Origin of the sequence: Nostoc sp. (genome assembly GCF_036917675.1) — a bacterium.
GTDB lineage: Bacteria > Cyanobacteriota > Cyanobacteriia > Cyanobacteriales > Nostocaceae > Nostoc.
In genome coordinates, this window is record NZ_JBALCT010000053.1 from 283,269 (window position 1) to 295,428 (window position 12,160).

9 protein-coding genes are annotated in these 12,160 nt (G+C 43.6%); 4 read left to right on the forward strand and 5 right to left on the reverse strand.

Going from position 1 to position 12,160, the window contains the following annotated elements; translation table 11 throughout:
• Positions 1-26: 26 nt before the first annotated feature.
• Complete coding sequence (locus tag V7K31_RS21030; RefSeq protein ID WP_334832324.1) at positions 27-446, reverse strand: heavy metal-responsive transcriptional regulator; 420 nt, start codon at positions 444-446, stop codon at positions 27-29.
• A gap of 281 nt (positions 447-727) precedes the next feature.
• Between V7K31_RS21030 and V7K31_RS21035 the strand changes: the two genes are divergently transcribed.
• From V7K31_RS21035 to fabD, 4 genes are all read left to right on the forward strand, one after another.
• Positions 728-2,209, forward strand: coding sequence for a leucyl aminopeptidase (locus V7K31_RS21035; protein ID WP_335096605.1), 1,482 nt, complete (start codon positions 728-730; stop codon positions 2,207-2,209).
• Between the two features lie 229 nt (positions 2,210-2,438).
• The gene (gene plsX / locus V7K31_RS21040) at positions 2,439-3,461 is read left to right on the forward strand and encodes a phosphate acyltransferase PlsX (RefSeq protein WP_335096607.1); all 1,023 of its coding nucleotides are present in this window, start codon (positions 2,439-2,441) and stop codon (positions 3,459-3,461) included.
• A 196-nt stretch (positions 3,462-3,657) separates the two neighbouring features.
• On the forward strand, positions 3,658-4,650 hold the full coding sequence (locus V7K31_RS21045; RefSeq protein ID WP_335096608.1) for a beta-ketoacyl-ACP synthase 3: 993 nt from the start codon (positions 3,658-3,660) through the stop codon (positions 4,648-4,650).
• Between the two features lie 232 nt (positions 4,651-4,882).
• A complete protein-coding gene (fabD, locus tag V7K31_RS21050) occupies positions 4,883-5,764 on the forward strand; it encodes an ACP S-malonyltransferase (RefSeq protein ID WP_335096609.1) in 882 nt (293 codons plus the stop codon).
• A 5-nt stretch (positions 5,765-5,769) separates the two neighbouring features.
• Here fabD and V7K31_RS21055 read toward each other — a convergent pair whose 3' ends face one another.
• From V7K31_RS21055 to V7K31_RS21070, 4 genes are all read right to left on the reverse strand, one after another.
• Positions 5,770-7,578: a hybrid sensor histidine kinase/response regulator gene (locus V7K31_RS21055; RefSeq protein ID WP_335096611.1), complete on the reverse strand. Its 1,809-nt coding sequence runs from the start codon at positions 7,576-7,578 to the stop codon at positions 5,770-5,772.
• Between the two features lie 12 nt (positions 7,579-7,590).
• Positions 7,591-9,885, reverse strand: coding sequence for an ATP-binding protein (locus V7K31_RS21060; protein ID WP_335096613.1), 2,295 nt, complete (start codon positions 9,883-9,885; stop codon positions 7,591-7,593).
• A 349-nt stretch (positions 9,886-10,234) separates the two neighbouring features.
• Positions 10,235-11,794, reverse strand: coding sequence for an ABC transporter substrate-binding protein (locus V7K31_RS21065; RefSeq protein ID WP_335096615.1), 1,560 nt, complete (start codon positions 11,792-11,794; stop codon positions 10,235-10,237).
• Positions 11,795-11,882: 88 nt separating this feature from the next.
• Complete coding sequence (locus V7K31_RS21070) at positions 11,883-12,065, reverse strand: hypothetical protein (protein WP_335096616.1); 183 nt, start codon at positions 12,063-12,065, stop codon at positions 11,883-11,885.
• Positions 12,066-12,160: the final 95 nt, after the last annotated feature.

Consider the following 12,160-nt stretch of genomic DNA (forward strand, 5'->3'; position numbering starts at 1 on the left):
AATTTATTGCTTTTTCTTTCTTAGTATTAAGGAGCATTTTGAATTATGGGACAAATTCTATCCTCATGGTGGTCGCTGATATTCTTCCAGCCTGAAAGTAATCCCTTTATTTCAGAACGTAAAGTTAACAACTGATCAATTTGTTGATCAATCTGCAAAACCTTATCTTCGAGCTTTTCTTTGATTTCACCACAGGGAGTTTGTCCTTGATCATAAACCTGAAGAATATTTCCAATTTCTTCTAGGCTAAGACCAAGATTTTGTGCCCTTTTAATGAATGCTAGACGAGTTAGCACATCCAATGAAAACTGGCGAAAGCCTCCCTCTGTTCGTCTTGACGATTTAATTATGCCTAAACTCTCGTAATAACGAATTGTCCTGATAGGGATTCCGCTTAAATCTGTTACCTGACCAATTAAAAGCAGTTTTTTATCTTGAGTTAACACGGTAGATTTTCCCAACTCTTGTAATTATATTATCGAACGAGTATCAAAGACTCATTAACGAGTCCTATTTATACTAATTTGCTAAATTATAGCTAGTGCCTCTGTTCGGGAGCATCTCAATGAGTGTAAAAAGCCTTGTAAAACCTCACCCCAACCCTCTCCTTACTAAGGAGAGGGAGCAAGAATCTTGTTTCTCATCTGGTATATTTGCAAAACTGAGAATGAAACAAGAATTTTAAGCAATACTGGTACAAGAAGGAATATTTACACAAAATCCCAACATGACAATTCAACCTAGTGATAAGCCTTTGCTAGAGTGGGCAGGCGATAGTTTGGCAATTGGATTATTTGAAGATGCAGTAGAGCTAACCGGAGAACTCGCAACTTTAGATCAAAAGTTTTCTGGAGTCTTAAAAGAACTGATTGCTGAAGAAGAATTTAAAGGTAAAGCCAACAGTACAATTTTCACCCGTGTAAATGCTGATAGCCCAGTGCGTAAATTAATTTTGGTAGGTTTAGGAAAACCAGAAGCACTAAAACTCGACACTTTGCGCCGTGCTGCTGCTGCTGTAGCCAGAGTCGGAAACAAGCAAAAAAGCAAAATTCTGGGATTTAGTTTTCCATTATGGAACAACGATCCAGCAGCAAGTGCCCAAGCGATCGCCGAAGGTGTCGAATTGGCGCTTTACCAAGATATTCGGTTTAAATCAGAACCAGAAGAGAACGGTTCACAAATAGAAACCGTCGATTTACTCGGTTTCGGTGGACAAGAAGCCGCCATCGCCCGCGCCAATCAAATCGTTTCCGGGGTAATTTTGGCACGGCAGTTAGTAGCCGCACCAGCTAATGCAGTCACACCAATTACTTTGGCAGAAACGGCTCAAGCGATCGCCAATGAATACGGTTTACAACTGCAAATTCTCGAACGGGAAGACTGCGAAAAGCTGGGCATGGGTGCTTTTTTAGGAGTAGCTCAAGCTTCCGATTTGCCACCTAAATTCATTCACTTGACTTACAAGCCAGAAGGCACACCCAAAAAGAAACTAGCAATTATCGGCAAAGGTGTAACCTTCGACTCCGGCGGACTCAACATTAAAGGTGTTGGTAGCGGTATCGAAACCATGAAAATTGACATGGGCGGTGCAGCTGCAATCTTGGGTGCAGCAAAAGCCATTGCTCAAATTAAGCCAGATTCGGAAGTTCACTTTATTTCGGCTGTGACTGAAAACATGATTAGCGGTCGCGCTATGCACCCTGGAGACGTTCTTACAGCATCAAACGGCAAAACAATCGAAGTGAACAATACCGACGCTGAAGGACGTTTAACCCTAGCAGATGCCTTAGTTTATGCTGACAAATTAGGCTTGGATGCGATCGTGGATTTAGCCACCCTAACTGGTGCCAACCTCATTGCCTTGGGTGAGGATATTGCTGGTTTATATACTCCCGATGATGCTGTCGCTTCCCAGCTAGAGAAAGCTGCCCAAACTTCAGGGGAAAAGATTTGGCGGATGCCAATGGAAGAAAAATATTTTGAAGGGCTAAAGTCTGGTATTGCGGACATGAAGAATACAGGGCCGCGTCCAGGTGGTGCAATTACCGCCGCCCTTTTCCTTAAGCAATTTGTCAAAGAAACCCCTTGGGCACACTTAGATATTGCAGGACCTGTGTGGACAGATAAAGAAAATGGTTACAACGGCGCAGGGGCAACCGGCTACGGCGTTCGGATGCTAGTTAATTGGGTAGTGGAGAGTGGGGAGTAAGAATTTTAGATTTTAGATTTTGGATTTTAGATTGAAATTTAATCCAAAATTTAAAATCCAAAATCCAAAATTGAATTGCCCAATGCCCAATGCCGAACAATTCGTGCTATCTTGAGCTTGCCAGGAAAATTGTTGCAATAGTAACAGAATTAATTTGGCAGTCAGAAAGTTAAGCTTTTTCGGCAAAGCCATCTGGTAAAATTTGTAAGGTTTCTAGAAGCTGTGAGCAATGGGATCGACTCGCGTAAGGATCGCAATTGACGCAATGGGAGGGGATCACGCACCCGGTGAAATTGTTGCTGGCGCACTGCGAGCAAGGGAAGAATTGGGTGTAGATATATTGTTGGTTGGTGATCCCCAACAAATAGAAGCTGCTTTGCCGCCAAAAACAAGTTTAGGGCAGGTGGAGATCGTGACTGCAAAGGAAGCGATCGCAATGGATGAGGAGCCTTTAAACGCAGTTAGACGCAAACCCAAGGCTTCTATCAATGTGGCCATGGATTTGGTCAAGCAGCAGCAGGCAGATGCCGTATTTTCTGCCGGCCACTCTGGGGCAGCTATGGCATCAGCTTTGCTGCGTTTAGGACGATTGCCGGGAATTGACCGCCCAGCCATCGGGACAGTTTTTCCCACGATTATTGCTGGTAAGCCAGTGCTAGTGCTTGATGTCGGCGCGAATGTAGATTGCCGTCCCAAGTTTTTAGAGCAGTTTGGCATCATGGGATCGGCTTACAGTCAGTATGTCTTGGGTACAAGTGAACCAAAGGTGGGTTTGCTGAATATCGGTGAAGAAGACTCTAAGGGCAATGATGCCGCCGTCCGCGCCCACCAAATGCTCCGCGAAAATTCCCAAATTAATTTTATTGGCAATGCCGAAGGGCGTGATGTGCTTTCCGGTCGCTTTGATGTGATTGTCTGCGATGGCTTTGTCGGTAATGTATTGTTAAAATTTGCCGAAGCAGTCGGAGAAGTGATTTTGCAAATTCTGCGGGAAGAATTACCCCAAGGATTGCACGGTCAAATCGGTTCAGCACTCTTAAAACCAAACCTGAAGCGGGTTAAGCAGCGCATGGATCACGCCGAACACGGCGGCGCTTTGCTCTTAGGCGTGGCAGGAGTCTGTTTGATCGGTCACGGTAGTTCACAAGCACCTTCCATTTTTAATGCAATTCGCATGGCAAAAGAAGCCGTTGACAACCAGGTGATACAACGAATTCAGTCGCAATATATCCTAGAGCGCGAGAGCGGTTAGTCATTTGTCATTGGTCATTGGTCATTAGTTATTGGTCATTAGTTATTGGTCATTTGTCATTAGTTACGAGCAATAAAGGGAGAAGTCAAAAGTCTGAGGCTTCCTTAGATTCAGAACTCCAAGGACAAATGACAAAGGACAAGGGACAAATGACAAGGGACAAAAGGCAAAAAGCTGATAGCTCAGGAGATTAGGAGTGCAAAATTTAGGCGTAGCAATTACCGGAAGTGGCTCGGCAGTACCAGCAACTTCCCTACACAACCAGACATTGGCTGAACTAGTTGAAACATCAGATGAGTGGATAACTACAAGAACTGGAATTCGTCAACGACGATTAGCGTTGCCATCTGAGTCCTTGAGTGGACTCGCTACTGCCGCTAGCACTCAGGCGATCGCAGCTGCGGGAATTAAACCAGAAGACCTAGACCTGATTCTGCTAGCGACTTCCACCCCTGATGATTTATTTGGTAGTGCTTGTCAAGTACAGGCTCAATTGGGAGCCACCAATGCAGTAGCTTTTGACTTGACAGCAGCCTGCTCAGGTTTTGTGTTTGGACTGGTTACAGCAGCCCAATACATTAGAACAGGTGTCTATAAAAACGTACTATTGATCGGGGCAGATATCCTCTCTCGCTGGGTAGATTGGCAAGATCGGCGCACTTGTGTATTGTTTGGTGATGGTGCAGGGGCAGTAGTATTGCAGGCTTCTAAAAGCGATCGCTTATTGGGATTTGCCCTTAAAAGTGATGGAACTCAAAACCATCACCTCAACCTTGCCTATGCAGGCGCTTCCCAAGAACTGCTCACTGGTGTAAATATCACCAAAGGCACTTACCAACCGATTACGATGAACGGCAAAGAAGTCTACCGCTTTGCTGTCCAAAAAGTGCCAGAAATCATTGATAAAGCCTTGTTTCAAGCCAACCTCAGTGTTGACCAAATAGATTGGCTGTTGTTGCATCAAGCCAATCAGCGAATTATCGATGCCGTTGCCCAACGCCTGAATGTCCCAGAACATAAAATAATCAGTAATCTCGCCCAGTATGGCAATACCTCTGCTGCTTCCATTCCCTTAGCTTTAGATGAAGCAGTGCGTCAAGGTAAAATTAAACCCAATGACATCGTTGCTGCATCCGGTTTTGGTGCCGGGCTTACCTGGGGCGCGGCAATTTTTCAATGGGGAAGGTGACTCAATTTTGGATTTTGGATTTTGGATTTTGGATTTTAGATTTTAGATTGATCCCACACATGAATGCACACCCGCGATCAATAATTTTAGATTTTAGATTTGTTCTCGCGTTGAAATTCGCTTGCTCTCAGACCTTGTTAAATTTTGGATTATTCAATCCAAAATCCAAAATTTAAAATCTAAAATTCGGTAAATATTTTGTTCTTTGTTAATGACCAATGACCAATGACCAATGACTAAAACTGCATGGGTGTTTCCCGGACAAGGTTCCCAAACGTTGGGAATGGGAATGGACTTATTAGATATACCCTCCGCTAAAAACAAATTTGCCCAAGCCGAGGAAATTTTGGGCTGGTCTATAACAGAAATCTGTCAAAACGAAGAAGAAAAGTTATCACAGACGCTATACACCCAGCCAATTCTTTATGTGGTAGAAAGCATTCTTGCTGACCTTCTCCGAGAACGAGGACACCAGCCAGATTTAGTTGCTGGTCACAGTTTGGGAGAATATACTGCCCTTTATATTGCGGGTGTCTTTGAGTGGTCGGCTGGTTTATATCTGGTGAAGCGTCGTGCAGAACTGATGGATAGTGCTGTCGGTGGGATGATGGCGGCTTTGATAAACTTTGACCGCCAACAGTTGGAAAAAGTTATTGCCCAAACGCCTGATGTTGTGCTAGCAAATGACAATAGCTCGACTCAGGTGGTAATTTCAGGCACGACTGAGGCTGTGCAAGCGGTGCTGTCTCAAATTAAAGCCAAGCGTGCTATTCCCCTAAAAGTTTCTGGAGCATTTCATTCACATTTAATAGCACCAGCAGCTGCCCAATTCCAAGACATTCTAGAATCTGTGGAATTTCAGCCAGCGACTGTGCCAGTGTTGTCTAATGTCGAACCAATTCCGTCTATTGATGGGGAGATTTTAAAGCAGCGCCTGAACAAACAAATGACTGCTTCTGTAAGATGGCGAGAAATTTCTCTGCAATTACCAGCCAATGGCATCCAGCGAGTAATGGAAATTGGCCCTGGTAAAGTTCTAACTGGCTTGATTAAACGTAGTAGCCCTGATTTAATATTAGAAAACATCCAAAGTGCTGCTGATTTACCTGTTTGATTTTTTTATAACTTCATTTCAATGATAAATTCTGTACCCTGACCTAAAATAGAGTTAAAATTCAATTTACCGCCGTGGGTTTCTTCGACGATTTGACGAGCGATCGCTAATCCTAATCCTGTACCTTTACCAACGCCTTTAGTGGTATACAAATGATCAAAAATCTTTTGTTTAACTTCTTCATTCATCCCATTAGCATTATCTTTAATATTAATAATTAATTTCTGCTTGTCATCGCTAATTTGAGTAATAATTGTGATATAATTGGGATTGTCTTTAATCTCTGCAAAACTGCGTCCAATATTTGACTCTTCAAAAGCATCAATAGCATTTGCCAGAATATTCATAAACACCTGATTCAACTGTCCAGCAAAACATTCTATTAATGGTAGCTGAGCATACTCTTTGATAACTTGAATTTCTGGGCGAGTTTCGGAAGCTTTCAGGCGATGTTTAAGAATCATAATGGTGCTGTCGATGCCATCATGAATGTTACAAGCAACGGGGCGATCGCTATCAGCACGAGAGAAGGTTCGTAAGGAAGTACTAATATCCCGAATCCGCTTCACGCCTTCTTTCATAGAACCCACTAACTTAGGTAAGTCTTCGCGGATGTAATCGAGGTCAATTGCTTTGATTTCGTCTTGTATTATTCCACTGGGACTAGAATATTCCTGTTGATATAAATCAATTAAGCCAAACATATCTTTGATATGATCTAAAGCGGGTTGAATATTACCGCCCAGGAAGCCAATAGGGTTATTGATTTCATGTGCCACACCTGCAACGAGGTTGCCCAACGCTGACATCTTTTCACTCTGCACCAGTTGCATTTGGGCACGCTGAAGTTCTACGAGTGCTTGTTCTAGATTTTGTTTTTGTTGTTTGAGTTCTTCTTGTGCTTGCTGACGTTTTGTAATATCTTCTGTTACTAATAAAATCCCGAATAGATTTCCATTGACATCGCGTAGAGGCATTTTGTTAGTATCCAACCAAATTTGCTGACCATCTGCTAGCAGGGATTGTTCAATGATGTGAAGTTCTGCTTTACCAGACTCCATCACACGCCTATCCCAACTACGATACAAATCTGCTTCTTCCTCGGTTATCGATAAATCATAATCGGTTTTACCCACAATCTCATCGGGCGAATTTAAGCCTATTATCTTGGCGAAACCCTCATTACAACCCAGATAAACTGAATTGAGATTTTTCCACGCTACCCACTGCGGGACGGTATCAAATACCAGGCGCAATAATTGCTGGGTTTGCTTCAAGGCTTCAACTGATGTACATAGTTCTTGGGTTCGTTCCCCGACTCGTTGCTCTAATTGTTCATTGACTTGTTGCAGTTCTAAATTTCTAGCTTCCAGGGATTGGCTCAATTGATATATCTGGAGATGAGTTCGCACCCGCGCTAAAACTTCACTTTGTTGAAAAGGTTTGGTGATGTAGTCAACACCTCCGAGTTCAAAGCCTGTGACTTTGTTCACCGATTCAGATAAGGCGGTGATGAAGATAATCGGAATATTTTGGGTTCTGGGATTGGCTTTGATCCGCTGACAGGTTTCAAAGCCATTCATGCCCGGCATCATCACATCCAGTAAAATCAAAGATACTGAAGTATGTTCTAGTTGTTGTAGGGCGCTTTCACCACTCGTAGCGATCGCCACTTCAAAACCAGCATCGGCTAAGGTGTCTGAAAGCACCTTTAAGTTATTTGGCACATCATCCACGATCAGAACAATGCCATTATCCAACAAGTTGGGAACGTGATTGTCAAATATAATCGAATTTCCAGAGGTTTTTATCATGGCAAAAATGGATTAACTTTTAGCACTAGGGAGATACTTTTGAATAAATGTTCGGATATTTTCAAGCTGGAAATTATCTGCATATTCCCGAATTTCTTTAACAAATGCCTGGTACTGCTCATCAGCTTTTTCCAAAGTTTTTAGCTGTTGCTCGATCGCCATCAAACGTCCCTGCAATGCTAATGTGTGTAATTGCGACAAAACCTCATCGGTTGGGGGAATGATCTCTTTTGGGGTGGATGAAGACATTTCCCATGAGTTAACTGTCATTGGCTCTACAGCCAGAGAATTTTCTTCATAAATCCATTCCAAATTTAGGTATTTCTCCAACAACTTCAGCAACGCTTGGGCTTCTACAGGCTTGGGTAAAAACGCATCGGCTCCGGCTGTGATACTCTCATTCTGGTTAGTTTCAAATACACTAGCTGAAGAAGCGATCGCCGGAACATTCTTCAATTCAGGAATCTGTCGCAACTGTCGCAGCATCTGGTAGCCATCCATTTCTGGCATCATCAAGTCTGTAATAATTAGATCGGGAAGAATCTCCTGCGCCTTTACCAATCCTTCTCGACCATTGCTGACGGCAATCACAGCAAAACCCAAAGGTTCCAGCAAACTAACCAAAACTGACCGATTCTCCCAACGGTCATCGACTACCAGCACTTGGCGCTTGTTGCCTTCAAATCCCAGGATTTTTCCTTGCTTGGTTGTTCGCAGAGTTGTTGCCCAATCTTTGGCTTCGGCAAGTTCGGCCTCAAACCAGAAGGTGCTACCTTGTCCAAGCTGGCTTTCCACATTTAGGGTGCTACCCATCAGTGAAACGATTTGCTGACTGATTGCTAGTCCTAGTCCAGTACCTTCTGCTTGTTTCTTGACATCACCCACTTGTTCAAAGGGTTGGAAGATTTTCGTGACTCCGGTTGGCGATATCCCCACTCCTGTATCTTCGACCTCAAAACGAATTTGATAGGTTCCAGTTTCCAGTTTGTGAGATTTAACACGAAACGTCACCCCACCTTGGTCAGTAAACTTAATGGCATTACCCAATAAGTTAATCAACACTTGGCGCAGGCGTTTTTCATCAACTTTAATTCCTACAGGTAAATCAGAATCAGGTTGATAGGCGAAGGGAATTCCTTTTTGGTTAGCACGCACGCGCATCATCTCAGCAATGCCTTCGAGAAGTGCCGGGAAATAGGCATCCTCAGGATACAATTCCAACTTGCGGGCTTCGATTTTGGCGAGGTCAAGAATATCATTAATCAGATTGAGTAAATGATTTCCGCACTGATAGATGATATCTATACCTTTTTTAGCTTTTTCTGTTAGTGGTTCACCATTTTGGAGAATTTGGGCATAGCCCAGGATGCCATTCAGGGGTGTTCGCAGTTCATGGCTCATGTTAGCGAGAAACTCACTTTTGGCCAGGTTTGCAGAATCAGCTTTCTGTTTTGCCTCTGCTAGTTCTAGCGTCCGTGCTTCTACCTTTTGTTCTAAGGTAGCAAAGGAGGTTTGCAACTGGCTGGCCATGGTATTAAAGGATGTGGCAAGTTCTCCAAGTTCATCAGTGCGCTGGCTGGGTAAAGTCGCATTCCAGTTCCCCGTTGCCAATTGTTTGGCGGCGCTATTAAGTTGTAAGACTGGTAGCACGACAAGCGATCGCGACAGCCAACGCACTACAATCACAGTTAGTAATAACACGGCGAAAAAAGTCACCAGAGCCAACAAAGCAACCGAAATTTCCCGACGCACTAAATAACTTGCGTCTAGTTCAACCACCAAAAATCCATTCACCCGACCGAGAAGATCGGTAATTGGGGCATAGCCGTAGAGAACGGTTTGGCCGTTTGCACTTTGGTGAAATTTCTGCTCAACAAACGGTGCATTCCTGGCAACGGCTGTATTTAAACCATTTAATGATTCTTGATAATCCGTTCCAATCAATACAGTTTTGCCTTGATCGGAAGGGTTGTAGTTTAAGACATAAAGAAACTTTTTATTTGGTTGCTGGCGTACCGTATAAATACGTAGAATATCTTTACTAGTTGCTTGGATGGCTATCAGTTTCGCCTGAGTAATTTTATAAAAAGCTGAGGTGCGATCGCTAGGTTTAACAATTAATCCGTGATAATCGCTATCGATTTGGGGAACTGCCAGACTCACAATCGCCAAAAGACGATTACGAATTCCTTGCCGTTGACCAGAGTACAACTGCCAGTACATTCCCGAAGCTAGTGCCCCAGCCATCACCGCAATTAGTACTGAATAGGAAGCAATAATTTTTGTGCTGAGGTTCCAATTTCCCATTGGTCTGGCTCCTTTTAAGTCCCAAACTACTGAGATGACCAAGTGTATTATCAGTCATACCCGATTATTTATAAGATGCCCACTTGATCTGTCAAATGAACAATTGGATTAGGGATTGGGCATTTGTTATTTCTCCTTGTCTCCCTGCTTGCAATACTTCTCGGTTAGCACAATTAGTCGTTGCAGATCCCCAACCCCCGATAAATTGCTACCGTGTATACACAAGTTATCCGATGTCCTATCTTTAATCCCTCTCCTTACTAAGGAGAGGGACAGGTTTTACTACGTAAAACCAGGGTGAGGTATTTCAGGGACTATGGTTAGCTTTTCGCGTACTGTTAATTAACCCTTATAGCCCAAGGCTGGCGCGGTAAGCGGCGCGTTGAGACTCACGCCCGACTGCGTTGGTAATTTGCTCCCATCCCTGTTCAATGTGCTGCATTGTTTTCTCTGTGGTGAGTTTGTTCACTAAGAAATCAGATACTGCGGCATCGAGGACTTCAAATTGATATTGCTGATTATGGGGAATGCTCAAATTCAAAACTATGTTGGGGCTGTTCAGGCTGACCCCAATGGCTGCGAGATAGTTGTTGGCAGCTTCGGACGACAGCCCTGCTTTAATCCAGGGATCTGAGTTTTCAAATTGAGAAATTCGGTAGGGATTGAAGCCCGTTGTGCCGATGGTAACATCCACATTGGACTGAGCCGGTTGACTCATGTAGGAGAGAAACGCATATGCGGCATCCTGCACCCTTGGTACTGCCTTGGCATGAATCACACCAGTCCAACCGACATTGGCAGCGTAGGGGGCGTGATTGGCTCCATCAATGGCATAAGGACAGGTAAACTTATCGCAAGCTACCAGTTGACTGGTTTTATGATCGAGGACTTGAGTTGTACCTGGAGTGATGACAGCACCCACTTTATCCATCACTTTAGACACAGATTGATCAATGGATAGAGGCCCAATATCGCCCCAATCAATAGTCAAAGCGCACCTGCCAGTGATGAATAATTCTCTAGCTTTAGAACCACCCAAATTCTGATCCTGGGGAACTCCATAATCCATAGTTTGTTTATAAATATCCAGTGCTTTGGCAAAAGCTGGATTGTTCACCAGAGGCTTCATGGTGTCTGAGTCAAAAAATGCTCCTTGTGCTGTTCCCAGAGATTGCAAAAAAGGAGTGGCAATAGATATCAACATACTGGTGCTATTCTCATGAGCACGCTTGGAAATACAAGAGCCATAGTCTGGTTCACCGTCGCCATTTAGGTCTTTGCCGTGAAACCGTTTAGCGATCGCCAGATACTGCTCCCAAGTTTCTGGAGGCGTTAAACCAGCTTCCTTTAACAGATCGCTGCGGTAATAAACCATGTGAAAATCGCCATCCAACGGAATACTATAGATGTGTCCTTTATAAGTCGCACTGACATTCCGAAAGATCGGTGCAATATCTTCCCACTGCAAGGCTGTATCAGACTTGACTCGCGCCGTTAAATCTTCCAGATAGCCAGCATTGATAAAGTCGATCAGCCATTGAGGTAAGATTATTGCCATATCGTATTTTGAAACACTGCCAGACCAGTTTTTCTCCAGTATGTTGTAGAGATTTTTAAAGGGAACACCCGTTAGATTGACCTTGGCTCCAGTCAAGGCTTCAAACCCTGCAATCCGTCTATGAGCGCCTGTATAAATGGCTTCATCATGGGTAATGACATTAATCGTTACACCGTCAAAGCGTTGTGCAGTCGGATTGATGTGGGTGGGACTAGGAGATGAAGCTGTTTGAGAATTGGGTGGGGAGAAACTGCAACCTGGAACCCCTAAACTCAACCACAGGGCAGCTAGGAAAATCAGATAATATCGAATTCGCTGCCACACAGAGCAAAACTTTTGCCAATTAGACATTTTATAATTCTTTCCCTCTGGCTTTTAACTGTCAAATCTTGACGATTTACAGATTTATTATTCCCAGATATATTAATTTTTTATGGGGTTAGCCCAAGGCTGGCGCGGTTGTAGCCTGGGAAGTTATTTGTGTTGGCTGAGGGGATGAAACCGTTGGGACATTGGCTGTAAACAGGCTACATTCCGGAACTGCAATGCTGATCCACAATGCCGTTAACAGCATGGCAAAATATTTGAGTGGTTTGATGCCAGCGCGTAAGCGTTGGTTCAAAGAGAAATTTATAGTTTGATAAGACCTATTCCTGACAAATTAAAGTTACGGTTTATTTGTCAATAAGCAATGATACTTAAAATATTGCCCAAATC

What these genes read in the sequence shown, in the direction of transcription:
- V7K31_RS21035 (WP_335096605.1), top strand. Translation starts at nt 728, where the DNA reads ATGACAATTCAACCTAGTGATAAGCCTTTGCTAGAGTGGGCAGGCGAT.
- fabD (WP_335096609.1), top strand. Translation starts at nt 4,883, where the DNA reads ATGACTAAAACTGCATGGGTGTTTCCCGGACAAGGTTCCCAAACGTTG.
- V7K31_RS21055 (WP_335096611.1), bottom strand. Translation starts at nt 7,578, where the DNA reads ATGATAAAAACCTCTGGAAATTCGATTATATTTGACAATCACGTTCCC.
- V7K31_RS21065 (WP_335096615.1), bottom strand. Translation starts at nt 11,794, where the DNA reads ATGTCTAATTGGCAAAAGTTTTGCTCTGTGTGGCAGCGAATTCGATAT.
- V7K31_RS21060 (WP_335096613.1), bottom strand. Translation starts at nt 9,885, where the DNA reads ATGGGAAATTGGAACCTCAGCACAAAAATTATTGCTTCCTATTCAGTA.
- plsX (WP_335096607.1), top strand. Translation starts at nt 2,439, where the DNA reads ATGGGATCGACTCGCGTAAGGATCGCAATTGACGCAATGGGAGGGGAT.